Raw genomic sequence first — 18,558 nt, 5'->3', positions numbered from 1 at the left:
GATCATGCATTCTGATACGACTGACCGCGTCGGCGAGTATGCGGAGATCCGCGGCCGGATCGACCCGGTCGCCTTCCGGGCCGCCCACGGCAGGCTCGCCGAAGAGCTTCGAACCGAGGCCGCGGAGCCGGCGGCGTTCGAGTTGGTCGAGGTCGATCTGTCGGGTCGGCGCCGGCCTCGGCGAGCCGCGCTCGCGTGGATGCGGCGTGAGTTGGCCGGCCGACGCGCTCCGGACGCCCCGCATGCATCGGCGTTGCTGAAACTTTCGGATGAACACTTCCTCTGGTTCCTGCGTTTCGACCGCGCGGTCGTCATCGCGAAGCGGATGGCGGCTTTGTACACCGCCCAGGTGTCGGAGTCCGTACCGGACGGGCAACCGTTGGGCCCGATGCCGGTCGAAGCCGGTCCGGGTGCCGGTCGGACCGTTCGTGCGTCATGGTGGCTGACCGGCGCGGACCAGGAAGGGCTGCACAGCCTGGCGTCGCGGACCGGTGTCCGGTCCCAGGACCTTCTGGTCGCGGCAGCGGCAGTGGACTGTGCCCGAGAGACTCGTGCCGAGCGGGTGTCGGTCGACACGGCGGAGTCGGGACGGCTCGAGGTGTCCGTCGCACCCGGCACGTCTTTCTCGGACAACGCCAGAGAGGTGTCCGAGACCATCCGCCGTGGCGGAACCCGTCCTCCGGCCGGCCCGGCCGGCGCCGCAGCCGTCACGGTGTTGGCATCGGACCGGATGCTGGCGTTCGGCGCATGCGACGGATTCGTCCACAATCTCTCCGTCGGCCGGGTCCAAGGCATGGCCTTGGTGGTGTCGAACCGACCTGGCGGCCGGTTGCTCGTCGCGGTCGACGCGGACGCGGACGAGTACGACCGGGCCGCGGCGAGACGTCGGCTGCGGCGTTTCGTCGGCGTGTTGCGCGAGTTGATGGAAAATCCGGAGCGGCCGGTCGGCCACGGCGGCGTCCCGCTCACGCCCGGGCAGGAGCGGCTGTGGTTCCTCGACCAGCTGTCCCCGGGTTCGTCGGAATACACGATGAGAACGGTGCATCGGATCCGCGGCCCGGTCTCCATGCGTACCTTGCGCCGGGCGCTCAAGGTGATCGTCGACCGGCACGAGGTCCTGCGGGCGCGGTTCGGGGCGGTCGACGGCGAGGCGTTCCAGACCTTCATGGATCCCGCGGACGCGGACCTTCTCGTCGAAATGGTGGACCTCACCGGTGTCGAGGCGGCCGAGCGTGAGGTGCGGGCCGCTGCGGTCGTCTCCGACCGTATCGGAGGCAGCTTCGACCTCAGTGCGAACGTCCTGCCGCGCACCACGCTGATCCGGCTCGACGCCGATCATCACATCCTGTGTGTCGTCCTGCACCACATCGTCGCGGACGGCTGGTCGATCGAGCTGTTCGTTCGCGAGCTCGGGGAGGCGTACGACGCCCTACGTTCCGGCCGGCCGCTGCGCCCGCGACCGCTGCGGACGACCTATGCGGATCACGCGCGGGCCACCCGGACCGCCGCGGCGGCCACCGAGGAGACGTTGACGCGGTACTGGGCAACCAGGCTGGCCGGCGCCCCGGTTCTGGAACTGCCGACAGATCACGTCCGCCCAGCCGTGCGCAGTTCCCGCGGTGAATTGGTGTCGGTGTCGATGCCGGCGGAGCTGGTGGCTGGTCTACGGGCGGTGAGTGTTCGGCGCCGGTCCACGGAGTTCATGACGTTGCTGGCCGGGTTCGTGGCGTTGCTGGCCCGCTACAGCGGCCAGACCGACTTCTGTGTCGGCGCCCCCATCGCGGGCCGTTCCGACTCGGACGCGGACACGGCGGCGTTGGTCGGGTATTTCCTGGAAACGCTGGTGTTGCGGGCGGACGTGTCCGGCAACCCGACGTTCGACGAACTGCTCGGGCGGATCCGCACAACCGCGATCGAGGGGTTCACACACCAGGGGATTCCGCTGCAACGAGTGATGACGGCAATGGGTGCCCGGCGAGACCTCAGCCGCAGCGCGATGTTCGACGTGATGTTCGTGCTGAACAGCCAGATGAGCGACGACGACGTGTCGCTGGGCGGCCAGTCGATGGAGACCTATCCGATCGACGTCACGCCGGCGAGGTGCGACCTGGCGGTCAGCGTGACGCCCTGCGCCGACGGGCGGGCGGTCGACTTCGAATACAGCACCGACCTGTTCAAACGAGAGACCGTCGAAGCGATGGCCGAGGCGTACCTGCGGTTGTTGGCCGGGGTGGTGGCCGATGCCGGGGTGCCGGTCTCGCAGATCGAGGTCCTCGACCCCGCCGAACGTCACCGGATCCTCGACGAGTTCAACGACACCGCCCGTCCGGTGCCGGTGACGACGTTGCCGGAGCTGCTGGGGGCGCAGGCGGCGGCGAGCGCGGACGCGGTCGCGGTGGTGTTCGAGGACGTTGAGGTGACCTACCGGGACCTCGATGAGCGCGCCAACCGACTCGCCCGGTATCTGGTCGGGTTGGGGGTGGGTCCGGAGAGCTTGGTCGGTTTGGTGCTGCCCCGCTCGGCTGAGCTGGTCGTGGCGGTGTTGGGTGTGCTCAACGCCGGGGGGGCGTATTTGCCCATTGACGCGACATATCCGGCCGAGCGGATCTCGTTCATGCTCGACGACGCTGCGCCTGTGTGCGTGCTGACCACGACGGATTTGGCCGGCAACTTGCCCGACCGAACCGGTGTGGTGGTCCTGGACGATCCGACGACCGCCGAGCGAATCCACGTTCAGCCGGCCACTGCGCTGACCGACGCCGACCGGTTGGGTGTGTTGTTGCCGGCGCATCCGGCCTATGTGATCTACACGTCGGGGTCGACGGGCCGGCCTAAGGGTGTGGTGGTCTCTCACGCGAACGTCGTCAACGTGGTGTCGTGGGCGGTCGAGACGTTCGGGACCGAGGGCCTGGCCAAGGTGGTGTGGTCAACCTCGCTGAGCTTCGACGTGTCGGTCTTCGAGTTCTTCTCACCGTTGGCGTGTGGTGGTCGGATGCTGGTGGTCCGGGATTTGCTGGCCGCCGGTGATCAGAGTGTTCATGCCTGGAATCCGGGTTTGCTCAGTGGTGTGCCGTCGGTGGCTGCCACGGCGGTGCGGGAGTCGCAGCTGCCGGTGTCGGTCGGTGCCGTGGTGTTGTGTGGTGAAGCGGTCCCGGCGGGTCTTCCCGATGAGCTGATGGCCAGCGTTCCGGGTGTGGCGGTGTGGAATTGTTACGGTCCGACTGAGGCCACGGTCTATGCCACGGAGTATCTGGTCCCACCAGGCGGGTCGGGGGTGCCGATCGGTCGCCCGTTGTGGAACACCCGCGCCTACGTGTTGGACGGTTTCCTGCAGCCGGTCCCGCCCGGGGTGACCGGCGAGTTGTATCTGGCCGGCACACAGCTGGCCCGTGGGTATCTGGGTCGGGCCGGGTTGAGCGCGCAGCGGTTCGTGGCGTGCCCGTTCGGCGGGCCGGGTGAGCGGATGTATCGCACCGGGGACGTGGTGCGGTGGGCCGAGGGCGGGGTGCTGGAGTTCCTGGGCCGCTCCGACGATCAGGTGAAGGTGCGCGGCTTCCGCATCGAGCTGGGCGAGGTCGAGGCGGCCCTCGCCAGGCACGAGGCCGTGGCCCAGGCCGTGGTGATTGTGCGCGAGGATCAGCCCGGGCAGCGGCGCTTGGTCGCCTATGTGGTCACCACCGGTGCCGGTGTCAGTGGCGCGGTGTTGCGGGAGTTCGTGGCCCGGGTGCTGCCCGAGTACATGGTCCCGGCGGCGGTCGTGGTGGTGGACGCTTTCCCGTCGACGGCTAACGGGAAGGTTGATCGGGCCGCGCTGCCGGCGCCGGATCTGTCGGGGTCGGTGTCGTCGCGGGAGCCGCGGACTCCGGTTGAGGAGTTGTTGTGTGGTTTGTTCGCCGAGGTTCTGGGGTTGCCGCGGGTCGGTATTGATGACGGGTTCTTCGCTTTGGGTGGGGACTCGTTGTTGGTGACCCGGTTGGTGTCGCGGATCCGGTCGGTGGTTGGTGTTGAGGTCGCCATTCGGGCGGTGTTCGAGGCTCCGACGGTGGCCGGGTTGGCCCGGTTGGTGGACCAGAGCAGTGACCAGGCGAGGCCCGCGTTGGTGGCGGTGCCTCGTCCGGAGCGGGTGCCGTTGTCGTTTGCGCAGCAGCGGTTGTGGTTCCTCAACCGGTTGGAGGAACAGTCCGGGGCCTACAACTTTCCGGTCGCGTTGCGGGTACACGGCGGCCTGGATGTGGCCGCGTTCGAGCAGGCTCTGACTGATGTGGTGGGTCGGCACGAGAGCTTGCGCACGGTTCTCGGTGAGGTCGACGCGGTCGCGTTCCAGCAGGTCCGCCCGCTCCAGGAAGCCTGCCCACAGCTGATAGTGCGCGACTGCTCGGCGGAACAGTTGCCCGAGTTGCTGGCCGGAGCTGCTGGTGAGGGGTTTGATCTGGCGGTCGATTTGCCGATCCGGGGATATTGCTTCCGGTTGTCCGATGTTGAGCATGTGGTGCTGTTGGTGGTGCATCACGTGGCTGCGGACGGCTGGTCGATGGGTCTGTTGCTGCGGGATCTGTCGTCGGCGTATCACGCCCGGTGTCAGGGTCAGCAGCCGTCGTGGCCGGCGTTGGCGGTGCAGTACGCCGATTACGCGTTGTGGCAGCGGGAGTTGCTGGGTGAGGAGTCCGACCCGGGCAGTGTGGCCAGTGTTCAGGTGGCGTATTGGGCTCGGGCGTTGGCCGGGCTGCCTGATCAGTTGGAGTTGCCGGGTGCTCGGATTCGGCCACCGGTGTCTTCGCACCGTGGGGCGATGACCGGGGTGAACCTCGATGCTCGGTTGCATCGGGCGTTGACGGATCTGGCGCGTGGTTCCCGGGTGAGCATGTTCATGGTGTTGCAGGCCGGGTTCGCCGCGCTGTTGTCGCGGCTCGGTGCCGGCACGGACATCCCGATCGGCGCGCCGATCGCGGGACGCACCGACGAGGCGCTGGACACCCTCGTCGGGATGTTCGTCAACACCCTGGTGTTGCGCACGGACATGTCCGGGGATCCGTCGTTCCGGGAGTTGTTGGACCGGGTCCGTGACACTGATCTGGCTGCTTATCAGCATCAGGATGTGCCGTTCGAGCGGCTGGTGGAGCTGTTGAACCCGACCCGTTCGTTGGGTCGGCACCCGCTGTTCCAGGTGATGCTGGTCTTGCAGAACGCCGTCGACGCGGCGCTGGAACTCGCCGATCTTGCGGTGACGCAGGAGCCGGTAACCAGCGGGTCGGCGAAGTTCGACCTGTCCCTCGATCTGGCCGAGCGCCGTGGCCCCGATGGGCAGCCTGCGGGGATCAGTGGTGTGTTGGAGTACAGCCTGGATCTGTTTGAGGAGCCGACCGCTGAGAGCATCGCGGCCCGGGTGGTCCGGCTGCTGGAGGCGGTGGCCGACGACCCGGACCGGCCGGTCTCGCAGATCGACGTGCTCGCCCCGGCTGAGCGGCACACGATCCTGGATGAGTTCAACGACACCGCCCGTCCGGTGCCGGTGACGACGTTGCCGGAGTTGCTGGGGGCGCAGGCGGCGGTGAGCCCGGACGCGGTCGCAGTGGTGTTCGAGGGCGTTGAGGTGACCTATCGGGACCTCGACGAGCGGGCCAACCAACTCGCCCGGCATCTCATCGGGCTGGGGGTCGGCCCGGAGAGTCAGGTCGGGTTGATGCTACCCCGCTCGGCGGAGTTGGTCGTGGCGGTGCTTGGTGTGCTCAAGGCCGGCGGTGCGTACCTGCCGATCGACGCGACATATCCGGCCGAGCGGATCGCGTTCATGCTCGACGATGCCGCGCCTGTATGTGTGCTGACCACCAGGGATTTGGTCGGCGGTTTGCCCGACCGAAGTGGTGTGGTGGTTCTGGATGACCCGACGACGGTTGGGGAGATCGCCGCGCAGCCGGTTACCGCGCTGACCGACGCTGACCGGGTGAGTGTGTTGTTGCCGGCGCATCCGGCGTATGTGACTTACACGTCGGGGTCGACCGGGAAGCCGAAGGGTGTGGTGGTCTCCCACGCGAATGTGGTGAATCTGGTGTCCTGGGCGGTCGACACGTTCGGGCTTGAGGGCCTGGCCAGGGTGGTGTGGTCGACGTCGTTGAGTTTCGATGTGTCGGTTTTCGAGTTCTTCTCACCACTGGCGTGTGGTGGCCGGATGCTGGTGGTCCGAGATTTGCTGGTCGCCGGCGACCAGAGTGTTCATGCCTGGGTCCCGGGTTTGCTCAGTGGGGTTCCGTCGGTGGCTGCCACGGCGGTGCGGGAGTCGCAGTTGCCGGCGTCGGTGGGTGCGGTGGTGTTGTGTGGTGAAGCGGTACCCGCCAGTCTTCCCGGCGAGCTCATGAACAACGTGCCGGGCGTGACGGTCTGGAATTGCTACGGCCCGACCGAGGCCACGGTGTATGCCACCGAATACCAGGTGCCGGCAGGTGATGAGTCGGGAGTACCGATCGGTCGGCCGTTGTGGAACACCCAAGCCTACGTGCTGGATCGGTTCCTGCAGCCGGTTCCACCTGGAGTAGCCGGAGAGCTGTACTTGGCCGGCACTCAACTGGCCCGGGGCTATCTGGGTCGGGCGGGGTTGAGTGCGCATCGGTTTGTGGCGTGTCCGTTCGGTGAGCCGGGGGAAAGGATGTACCGCACCGGCGATGTGGTGCGGTGGGCCGAGGGTGGGGTGCTGGAGTTCCTCGGCCGCTCCGATGATCAGGTGAAGCTGCGCGGCTTCCGCATTGAGCTGGGCGAGGTCGAGACCGCGTTGGCCCGGCATGAGGCGGTGGCTCAGGCCGTGGTGATGGTGCGGGAGGATCGGCCCGGGCAGCGGCGCCTGGTCGCCTATGTGATTACCGCCGACGCAGGTGTGAGCGGCGCGGTGTTGCGGGAGTTCGTAGGCCGGGTGCTGCCGGAGTACATGGTTCCCGCGGTGGTGGTGGTGCTGGACGCCTTCCCGTCGACGGCTAACGGGAAGGTCGATCGGGCCGCGCTGCCAGCACCCGACCTGTCGGGGTTGGTGTCGTGGCGGGGGCCGCGGACCCCGGTCGAAGAGTTGCTGTGCGGTCTGTTCGCTGAGGTTCTGAGGTTGCCGCGGGTCGGGATCGATGACGGGTTCTTCACCCTGGGCGGGGACTCCCTGCTGGTGACCCGGGTGGTGTCGCGGATCCGGTCGGTGGTCGGTGTTGAGGTCGCGATCCGGGCGGTGTTCGAGGCGCCGACCGTGGCGGGGCTGGCCCGGCTGGTCGATCAGAGCAGTGACCAGGTACGGCCCGCATTGGCGACGATGCCACGTCCGCAGCGGCTGCCGCTGTCGTTCGCGCAGCAACGGCTCTGGTTCCTCAACCGGCTGGAAGAACGCTCGGGCGTGTACAACATGCCCGTCGCCCTGCGGGTCCACGGCGGCTTGGACGTACCCGCGTTCGAGCAGGCGTTGACCGACGTGGTGGGCCGGCACGAGAGCCTGCGTACGGTCTTCGTCGAGACCGATACCGATACCGATACCGATACCGGAGTGTTCCAGCAGATCCGCTCACCTCGGGAGGCTCGTCCGGAACTGGTGGTACGCGGCTGCACGGCGCAAGAGTTGCCGGGGCTGTTGGAGTCGGCTGCGGGCCAGGGATTTGACCTGGCGGTGGATCTGCCGATCCGTGGCTACTGCTTCGAGCTGTCCGAGTCGGAGCATGTGGTGTTGTTGGTGGTGCATCACGTGGCTGCGGATGGTTGGTCGATGGGTCCGTTGCTGCGGGATCTGTCGTCGGCGTATGAGGCCCGTTGTCAGGGTCGGGCGCCGTTGTGGCCGGGGTTGGCGGTGCAGTACGCGGATTACGGGTTGTGGCAGCGGGAGTTGCTGGGGGAGGAGTCGGACCCGGAGAGTCTGGTCAGTGTTCAGGTGGGGTTTTGGGCTCGGGCGTTGGCCGGTCTTCCTGATCAGTTGGAGTTGCCCGGTGCTCGGGTTCGGCCGCCGGTGGCCTCGCATCGCGGGGCGGTGGCCGAGGTGCGGATTGATGCGGGGTTGCATCGGGCGTTGACGGACCTGGCCCGTGGTGCTCGGGTGAGCATGTTCATGCTGCTGCAGGCCGGGTTGGCTGCGTTGTTGACCCGGTTGGGGGCGGGCACGGATATCCCGATCGGTGCGCCGGTCGCGGGTCGGACCGACGAGGCCGTCAACGATCTGGTCGGCATGTTCGTCAACACTCTGGTGCTGCGCACGGATGTGTCGGGCGATCCGTCGTTCCGAGAGCTGCTGGACCGGGTCCGCGACACTGATCTGGCCGCCTATCAGCATCAGGATGTGCCGTTCGAGCGGTTGGTGGAGCTGTTGAACCCGACCCGCTCGCTAGGTCGTCACCCGCTGTTCCAAGTGATGCTGGCGCTGCAGACCGGCGCCGACGCGACCATGGACCTGCCCGGTTTGACGGTCACCGCCGCACCGGTCGCGGGCGGCTCGGCGAAATTCGACCTCATCCTCGGTCTGGTGGAGCACCGTGGCCGGGACGGGCAGCCCGCGGGGATCAGTGGGGTGTTGGAGTACAGCCTGGACCTGTTCGACGAGCCCGCCGCGATGGCGATTGCCGCGCGGGTGGTCCGGTTGCTGCAAGCCGTGGCCGAGGATCCCGATCGGCCGGTGTCGCGGGTCGAGGTGCTGGACCCGGCCGAACGTCACATGATCCTTGACAAGTTCAACGACACCGCCCGCCCGGTACCGGCCGTGACGTTGCCGGACCTGTTCGCGGCGCAGGTGGCGACGAGCCCGGATGCGGTGGCGGTGGTGTTCGAGGACGTTGAGGTGACGTACCGGAAGCTGGATGAGCGGGCCAATCAACTCGCCCGGTATCTGGTCGGGTTGGGAATCGGTCCGGAGAGTCTGGTCGGGTTGATGCTGCCCCGGTCGGTCGAGTTGGTCGTCGCGGTGTTGGGTGTGGTCAAGGCCGGCGGCGCGTATCTGCCGATCGACGTGACCTATCCGGCCGAGCGGATCGCGTTCATGCTGCAGGACGCGGCTCCGGTGCGCGTGCTGACCACCACCGCGCTGGCCGGCACCCTGTCCGACGAAACCGGTGTGGTGGCCCTCGACGACTCGGCCACCGCCGAACGGATCACCGCTCAGCCGGCGACTGGAGTGACCGACGCCGACCGGCTGGGTGTGCTGTTGCCGGCGCATCCGGCATACGTGATCTACACCTCGGGGTCCACCGGGCAGCCCAAGGGCGTGGTGGTGTCGCATACGGGGATTTCGAGTCTGGCCGGGGCCATCGTCGAGCGGTCGGAGATCGACGGTAACAGCAGAGTTCTGCAGTGCACCTCGCCCAGCTTCGACATGGCGTTCGCGGAGCTGGCGTTGGCGTTGCTGGGCGGGGCGGCGTTGGTGATGGCGGCGCCGTCGCGGTTGGTGGCGGGTGAACTGGGCCGGTTGTGCGCCGAGCAGCGGGTCACACACGCGGTGCTGCCCCCGGCGTTGTTGTCGGCCCTGATCGAGGTCGACGATCTCCCGGCGGGGATGACCGTGGCCACCGGTGGCGAAGCACTCTCCGGACAGCTGGTCCAGCACTGGTCGCAAGGTCGCTTGATGATCAACGGGTACGGGCCGACCGAGTCGACGGTCATCTCGACGATGACCACGGCCCTGTCCGGCGAGGGCACGCCGCCGATCGGTCAGCCGTTGCCGAACGAGCGGGTATTCGTGCTCGACGCCGGGTTGCAGCCGGTGCCCGTTGGCATGGCGGGTGAGCTGTACATCGCTGGGGCGGGCTTGGCCCGAGGGTATCTGGGCCGGGCGGAATTGACCGCCGAGCGGTTCGTGGCGTGCCCGTTGGGTGAGCCGGGTGAGCGGATGTACCGCACCGGCGATGTGGTGCGCTGGACCGCGGGCGGGGTGCTGGAGTTCCTGGGCCGCTCCGATGATCAGGTGAAGGTGCGCGGCTTCCGGATCGAGCTGGGTGAGGTCGAGGCCGCCCTGACCCGCCATGAGGCGGTGGCTCAGGCGGTGGCGATGGTCCGAGAGGACCAGCCCGGGCAGCGACGGCTGGTCGCATATGTGGTGCCCTCCGGCGCCGAGGTGGACGGCGGGGTGTTGCGGGAGTTCGTGAGCTGGGCGTTGCCCGATTACATGGTCCCCGCCGTGGTCGTGGTGTTGGACGCTTTCGCGTTGACGGCTAACGGGAAAGTGGATCGGGTCGCGTTGCCGGCACCCGACCTGTCGGCGTTGGTGTCGTGGCGGGGGCCGCGGACCCCGGTCGAGGAGTTGCTGTGTGGTCTGTTCGCGGAAGTTCTCGGGTTGCCGCGGGTCGGGATCGATGACGGATTCTTCGCGTTGGGCGGTGACTCGCTGTTGGTGACCCGGCTGGTCAGCCGGATCCGGTCGGTGATGGGGGTTGAGGTTTCGATCCGGGCGGTGTTCGAGGCGCCGACGGTGGCGGGGTTGGCCCGGTGGGTGGCTCAGAGCAGTGACCGAGCCCGGCCCGCGCTGGTGACGATGCCTCGTCCGCAGCGGGTGCCGTTGTCGTTCGCGCAGCAACGACTGTGGTTCCTCAACCGGCTGGAAGAACGCTCGGGCGTGTACAACATTCGGGTCGCGGCGCGGGTGCATGGCGGGTTGGACGTACCCGCGTTCGAGCAGGCGCTGACCGACGTGGTGGGCCGGCACGAGAGCCTGCGTACGGTCTTCATCGAGACCGAGACCGAGGTGTTCCAGCAGATCCTGTCCCCCCGGGAAGCCTTCCCGGAGCTGTTGGTGCGCGACTGCTCGGAGCAGGACCTGCCGGCGCTGCTCACTGGGGCTGCCGGTGAGGGGTTTGACCTGGCCGCAACCCTGCCGATCCGCGGCTATTGCTTCCGGTTGTCCGAGGTTGAACATGTGGTGTTGCTGGTGGTTCATCACGTGGCCGCGGACGGTTGGTCGATGGGCCCGTTGCTGCGCGACCTGTCATCGGCGTATCAAGACCGTTGTCAGGGTCGGGCGCCGTTGTGGCCGGGGTTGGCGGTGCAGTATGCCGATTACGGGTTGTGGCAGCGGGAGCTGCTGGGTGAAGAGTCCGATCCGGGCAGTGTGGCCAGTGTTCAGGTGGGGTATTGGGCTCGGGCGTTGGCCGGGTTGCCTGATCAGCTGGAGTTGCCGGGTGCTCGGGTGCGTCCGCCGGTGGCCTCGCATCGCGGGGCGATGACCGAGCTGAACCTCGACGCCGGGTTGCATCGGGCGTTGAGCGACCTGGCGCGTGATTGCCGGGTGAGCATGTTCATGCTCCTGCAGGCCGGGTTCGCCGCGTTGTTGTCCCGGTTGGGCGCGGGTACGGATATCCCGATCGGTGCGCCGGTTGCGGGTCGTACTGACGACGCGGCTGATGATCTGGTGGGGATGTTCGTCAACACCCTGGTGCTGCGCACCGATGTGTCCGGCGACCCGAGTTTCCGTGAGCTGCTGGACCGGGTCCGCGAAACCGACCTGGCCGCTTATCAGCATCAGGATGTGCCGTTCGAGCGGCTCGTGGAACTGCTGAACCCGACCCGCTCGCTAGGTCGGCATCCGCTCTTCCAAGTAATGCTGTCGCTGCAGACCCCCATCGACGTCGCGCTGGAGCTCGCGGGCCTGGCCGTGACACCGGAACCGGTCGCGGGCGGCTCGGCGAAGTTCGACCTGACCCTCGGTCTGGCGGAGCACCGTGGTCCGGACGGGCAGCCCGCGGGGATCAGTGGGGTGTTGGAGTACAGCCTGGACCTGTTCGACGAGCCCGCCGCGATGGCGATTGCCGCGCGGGTGGTCCGGTTGCTGCAAGCCGTGGCCGAGGATCCCGAACGGCCGATCTCGCAGGTGGATGTCCTCGAACCCGCCGAACGTCACATGATCCTGGAGGAGTTCAACGACACGTCCCGCCCGGTACCTGCTGCGACGTTGCCGGACCTGTTCGCGGCGCAGGTGGCGGCGAGCCCGGATGCGGTGGCGGTGGTGTTCGAGGACGTTGAGGTGACGTATCGGGAGCTGGATGAGCGGGCCAATCAACTCGCCCGGTATCTGGTCGGGTTGGGAATCGGTCCGGAGAGTCTGGTCGGGTTGATGCTGCCTCGATCGGTCGAGTTGGTCGTCGCGGTGTTGGGTGTGGTCAAGGCCGGCGGCGCCTATCTGCCGATCGACGTGACCTATCCGGCCGAGCGGATCGCGTTCATGCTCCGCGATGCCGCCCCCGTGTGCGTGCTGACCACGACGGACTTGGCCCGCAGTCTGCCCGACCGAGCCGGTGCGGTGGCCCTGGACGACCCAGTGACCGCCGGATGGATCACCGCTCAGCCGGCCACCGAAGTGAGCGGCGCCGACCGGCTGCGTGTGTTGTTGCCGGCGCATCCGGCGTACGTGATCTACACGTCGGGGTCCACCGGGCAACCCAAGGGCGTAGTGACCTCGCACGAGGCCATCGTCAGCCACTTGTCCTGGAGGCAGGACGAGTATGTCCTCACCGCTGAAGACCGGATTTTACACAAGACGCCAGTCAGCTTCGACGTTTCGGTGTGGGAGCTGTGGTGGCCACTCGTTGTCGGGGCCACGGTGGTTGTGGCCCGGCCAGATGGCCACCGTGATCCGGCCTATCTGATCGAAACGATCCGGGCCAGCCGTGTGACGACGGTGCACTTCGTGCCTTCCCTGTTGAACATCTTCCTGACCGAAATGAGAGAACGCGACCGTGGCGGACTGCGGCGCGTGTTCTGTGGCGGGGAGGCGCTCCCGGAGTCCATGCGGGAGCTGTGCGCGGCCCGTCTGGGCGTACCCCTGTACAACCTGTACGGGCCGACCGAGGCAGCGATCGACGTAACCCACTGGGATTCCGCCCGCAGCGATCCGGCGATGGGTGTGTCGATCGGTCGGCCGCTGTGGAACACCCGTGCGTACGTGCTGGACGGGTTCCTGCAACCGGTCCCGCCCGGGGTGGCCGGGGAGTTGTATGTGTCCGGCACACAGCTGGCGCGAGGCTATCTGGGCCGGGCCGGGTTGACCGCGGACCGGTTCGTGGCGTGCCCGTTCGGCAGGCCCGGGGAGCGGATGTACCGCACCGGGGATGTGGTGCGGTGGCGGGCCGACGGATATCTGGAGTTCCTGGGCCGCTCGGATGACCAGGTCAAGGTGCGCGGGTTCCGCATCGAGCTCGGTGAGGTCGAGACAGCCCTGGCCCGGCACGAGGCGGTCGGCCAGGCGGTGGCCACGGTCCGGGAGGATCAGCCCGGGCAGCCACGCCTGGTCGGGTATGTGGTTGCCGCCGACGCCGAGGTGGGTGTCGATGGTGCGGTGTTGCGGGAGTTCGCGGGTGAGGTCTTGCCCGAGTACATGGTCCCGGCACTGGTCGTGGTGGTGGACGCCTTCCCGCTGACCGCGAACGGGAAGGTCGATCGGGCCGCGCTGCCGGTGCCGGATGTCTCGGCGTTGGTGTCGTGGCGGGGGCCGCGGACTCCGGTCGAGGAGTTGTTGTGTGGTTTGTTCGCCGAGGTTCTGGGGTTGCCGCGGGTCGGGATCGATGACGGGTTCTTCGCGTTGGGCGGGGACTCGCTGCTGGTGACCCGACTGGTGTCGCGGATCCGGTCGGTGGTGGGAGTTGAGGTTCCGATCCGGGCGGTGTTCGAGGCGCCGACCGTGGCCGGGTTGGCCCGGCTGGTTGACCAGAGCAGTGACCGAGCCCGGCCCGCGTTGGTGGCGGTGCCTCGTCCGCAGCAGGTGCCGTTGTCGTTCGCGCAGCAACGACTGTGGTTCCTCAACCGCCTCGAGGAACAGTCCGGGGCGTACAACATCCCGGTCACCATGCGGGTAGACGGCGGGCTGGACGTGGTCGCGTTCGGGCAGGCCCTGACCGACGTGGTGGGCCGGCACGAGAGCCTGCGCACGAGCTTCACCGAGACCGAGACCGAGGTGTTCCAGCGGATCCGCCCGCCTTGGGAAGCCGGCCTGGAACTGGTAGTGCGCGACTGCTCGGCACAAGACCTGCCGGGGCTGTTGGCTATGGCCGCCGTTCAGGGGTTCGATCTGGCGGTCGATCTGCCGATTCGCGGTTTCTGCTTCCGGTTGTCCGAGGTTGAGCATGTGGTGCTGTTGGTGGTGCATCACGTGGCCGCGGACGGTGGCTCGATGGGCACGTTGCTGCGGGATCTGTCATCGGCGTATGAGGCTCGTTGTGAGGGTCGGGCGCCGTCGTGGGCGGGGTTGTCGGTGCAGTATGCCGATTACGCGTTGTGGCAGCGGGAGTTGCTGGGGTCGGTCGAGGATCCGGGCAGTGTGGCGGGTCGGCAGATCGGGTTTTGGAAGCGGGCGCTCGATGGTGTGCCGCAGGAGTTGAGCTTGCCGACGGTACGTACCCGTCCGGCGGTGGCTTCCTATCGTGGTGGCCGGGTCGGTGTGTCGATCGACGCGGATCTGCACCAGGGGCTGCTGGAGGTGGCTCGGCAGGGTCGGGCGACGGTGTTCATGGTGTTGCAGGCGGCGTTGGCGGTGTTGCTGTCGCGGCTCGGTGCCGGCACCGACATTCCGATCGGGTCGCCTATCGCGGGGCGCACTGACGACGCCGCGAATGATCTGGTCGGGATGTTCGTCAACACCCTGGTCCTGCGTACCGATGTGTCCGGCGATCCGTCGTTCCGGGAGTTGCTGGACCGGGTCCGGGAGACCGACCTGGCCGCGTACATGAATCAGGATGTGCCGTTCGAGCAGCTGGTCGACGTCCTGCAACCGGCTCGGTCCCTGGCCCGTAACCCGCTGTTCCAGGTCGTGCTGGCACTGCAGAACATCGATTCGGCGGGGGTGGAGCTGACCGGTCTGACGGTGCGGCCGGAGCCGCTCGAGTTCGATGTCGCCAAGTTCGACCTGACGTGGAGCCTGGGGGAGCATCGGGCCGACGACGGAAGCCCGTCGGGTATGCACGGTGTGCTGGAGTACAGCCTGGACCTGTTCGACCGCGACGCCGCCGAATCCCTGGCCGCCCGGTTGGTACGGGTGCTGGCGGCGGTCATCGCGGATCCGGATCGGCCGGTCTCCGGTATCGAGGTGCTGGAGCCGGCCGAACGGCAGACGATCCTGCTGGACTGGAACGACACCGCCCGCGAGGTGCCGCGGGCGACGCTGCCGGAGCTGGTGCAGACCCAGGCCGCCGCCGCTCCGGACGCGGTCGCCGTGGTGTTCGAGGACACCGAGGTCACCTATCGCGAGCTGAACGCCCGAGCGAACCGGCTGGCCCGGCTGTTGATCGCCCGCGGGGTGGGACCGGAGACCGTGGTGGGGGTGGCGTTGCTGCGGTCGGTGGAGCTGGTGGTGGCGATCCTCGCGGTACTCAAGGCCGGTGGGGCGTTTCTGGCGATCGACACCGACTATCCGGGGCAGCGGATCGAGTACATGGTGGCCGACGCCGAGCCGGCGTGTGTGGTGACGGTCGCGGATCTATCGGACCGGATGCCGGAATCGGTGCCGGTCGTGCTGGTCGATGACCCGACGGTGGCCGGCTATCGGGACTCCGATGTGCCGGACTGGGAACGCCGGTCCGCGCTGTTGCTGGGTCACCCGGCGTACGTGATCTACACGTCGGGCTCGACCGGGCGTCCGAAAGGTGTGGTGGTTTCGCATACCGGGATCGCGTCGCTGGTCGGGGTGCACACCGACCGGTTGCGGCTGGGCGCCGGTTGCCGAATGTTGCAGTTCACGTCGCCGAGTTTCGATGTGGCGTTGTGGGAGTTCGCGTTGGCGTTGGGCAGTGGGGCGGCGTTGGTGATGGCCCCGACGGACCAGCTGCAAGACGCCGAGCAGCTGTCGCTGTTGTGCAGGCGCCAGGCGGTCACGCACGCGTTCCTGTTGCCGCCGTTGTTGTCGGTACTGGCCGAGGCCGGCGGCCTTGACGAGGGCGTCACGCTGGTCACCGGTGGGGTGGTGCCCAGCGAGCAGATTGTCGCCCAGTGGTCGCGAGGCCGCCGGTTCATCAACGCGTACGGGCCGACCGAGTCGACGGTCGCGGTGTCGTTGAGCGCCGACCTGGACGCGGACGACGTGCCGCCGCCGATCGGCCGGCCGGTGTGGAACACCCGGGTATTCGTGCTCGATGACCGGTTGCGGCCCGTCCCGGCCGGGGTCCCCGGCGAGTTGTACGTCGCGGGTGCGGGGCTGGCGCGTGGCTATCTCGGGCGGCCGGGGCTGACCGGGCAGCGGTTCGTGGCCTGCCCCTACGGCGAGCCGGGTGAGCGGATGTACCGGACCGGGGATCTGGTGCGGTGGACCGCCGCCGGCGAACTGATGTTCGCGGGCCGGGCGGACGACCAGGTCAAGATCCGCGGGTTCCGGGTCGAACCCGGGGAGGTCGAGACAGTCCTGGCCGGGCATGCCGGGGTCGCCCAGGCGGTCGTCGTGGCCCGGCACGACGGGCACGGCGAGCCTCGGCTGATCGGTTACGTCGTGGCCGCGGCCGGCACCGACACGCCGGACCCGGCCGAGTTGCGCCGCTACGTCGGCGACACCCTGCCCGAGCACATGGTCCCGGCCGCGGTGGTGGTCCTGAACCGGCTACCGGTGACCACCAGCGGAAAGGTGGATCGGGCCGCGTTGCCGGCGCCCGATCTGTCGGCGTTGGTGTCGTCGCGGGGGCCGCGGACTCCGGTCGAGGAGCTGTTGTGTGGTCTGTTCGCGGGGGTCTTGGGGCTGCCGCGGGTTGGCATCGATGACGGGTTCTTCGCGTTGGGCGGCGACAGCATTGTGGCGATCCGGTTGGTGTCGCGGGCTCGGGCGGCGGGGTTGGTGATCTCCCCGCGGGACGTGTTCCTGCATCAGACGGTGGCGGGGCTGGCTGCGGTGGCGTCGGTGGCGGAGGCCGGGCCGGTGGTGCCGGGGGCTGGCGCCGGGGTCGGGGTGGTCCCGGAGACGCCGGTGATGAGCTGGTTGCGGGAGCGGGGCGGGCCGGTCGACGGGTTCTGTCAGTCGATGGTGCTGGCCACGCCGGCGGGTTTGGGGCGCGATGGGCTGTGCCGGGTGGTGCAGGCGTTGGTGGATCGGCATGACATGGTGCGGGCCCGGTTGGTGGTCACGGACGGCGGGTGGGAGCTCGTGGTGGCGCCCGTCGGTGGGGGTCGGGCCGAGGACTGTGTGGCCTGGGTCGATGTGCGGGGGTTGGACGAGGCCGGGACCGAGGCGGTGCTGGTCGAACAGGCCCGGTTGGCGCGGGCCCGGTTGGCGCCCGAGGCCGGGGTGATGGTGCAGGTCGTGTGGCTCGACGCCGGTCCTGATCGGCCGGGCCGGGTGTTGCTGGTGGTGCATCATCTCGTGGTTGACGGAGTGTCCTGGCGGATCCTGGTCGCCGACATCGCCGCGGCGTGGCGGGATGTGGTGGCGGGTCGGGATCCGGTCCTGGCGCCGGTCGCGACGTCGTTTCGGTGGTGGTCGCAGCGGTTGGCCGAGGCGGCTGTCGATCCGGTACGGGTCGGGGAAGTGCCGTTTTGGCGGGAGATCCTGCGGACTGCTGACCCATTGCTGGGTGGGCGAGGACTGGATCCGCGGGTGGACACGGTGGCCACCGGTGAGTCGTTGCGGGTGACGGTGCCGCCGTCGTGGACGGGTCCGTTGTTGACGAGGGTCCCGGCGGTCTTCCACGGTCAGGTCAACGACGTTCTGCTAACCGCGTTGGGGTTGGCGGTCGGCCGGTGGCGGGCCCGTCGTGGGGGCGGGGATGTGCCGGTGCTGGTGGAGTTGGAAGGCCACGGCAGGGAATCGATCGTGGCTGGTGCTGACGTGTCGGAGACGGTGGGTTGGTTCACCAGCGTGTTCCCGGTCCGGCTGGATCCCGGTCCGGTGCCGTGGACTGAGGTGTGTGCGGCCGGTGCGGGGTTGAGCCGGGCGGTCAAGCGGGTCAAGGAGCAGCTACGGGCGATCCCGGACAACGGGATCGGGTTCGGGTTGCTGCGGTATCTGAACCCCGACATCGGTGCGCGGCTGGCCGGACCGGCACCGCAGATCGGGTTCAACTACCTGGGCCGGATCAGCGTCGGCGACCACGACGCCCCGGAGGAGGGCGAAGGCTGGGGTGTGCTGGCCGATGGTGGCGGGGGGCCGCTGGGTGGCGCTCTGGACGCGGAGGTGCCCCTGGGGCATGTGGTTGCGGTGAACGCGGTCACCGTCGACGCGGCGGACGGGCCGCAGCTGGTCGCGTCGTGGTCGTGGGGGCGGAACGTGCTCACCCGCGGCGAGGTCGAGGAACTCGCCGGGTACTGGGTGCAGGCGTTGCAAGGGATCGTCGAACACGCCGACCGCGACGGTGCTGGCGGCCACACCTCCTCGGACTTCTCGTCGGTGACCTTGACACAGGACGACATCGACGAACTCGAACGCATGCTCAATCCTGACAGCGGGAGGCATTGATGACGGCTTCAATGATCGAAGACGTGTTGGCGTTGTCGCCGTTGCAGGAAGGGCTGTTGTTCCATGCCCTGTTCGATGCGCAGGCGGTGGACGTGTACAACGCGCAGGTGGCGTTCACGCTGCGGGGTGCGTTGGACACCTCCGCGTTGCAGGCTGCGGTCCGGACTCTGCTGGCCCGGCACGCGAACCTGCGTGCGGGTTTC

General features: G+C 68.3%; 2 protein-coding genes. Both read left to right on the top strand.

The window, feature by feature from the left end:
- Positions 1-4: 4 nt before the first annotated feature.
- Positions 5-18,355 carry a non-ribosomal peptide synthase/polyketide synthase gene (locus tag ACIA5C_RS00010; RefSeq protein ID WP_396049592.1) on the top strand — a complete coding sequence of 6,117 codons (18,351 nt, stop codon included), beginning with the start codon at positions 5-7 and terminating at the stop codon, positions 18,353-18,355.
- Between the two features lie 11 nt (positions 18,356-18,366).
- On the top strand, positions 18,367-18,558 hold a 192-nt coding region (locus ACIA5C_RS00005), incomplete at its 3' end, for a condensation domain-containing protein (protein ID WP_396049590.1).

The organism is Actinoplanes sp. NPDC051343 (genome assembly GCF_044455125.1).
Classification (GTDB): domain Bacteria; phylum Actinomycetota; class Actinomycetes; order Mycobacteriales; family Micromonosporaceae; genus Actinoplanes.
Note: the sequence above shows the minus strand (reverse complement) of the source record. Positions and strands in the feature narration are given on the sequence as shown.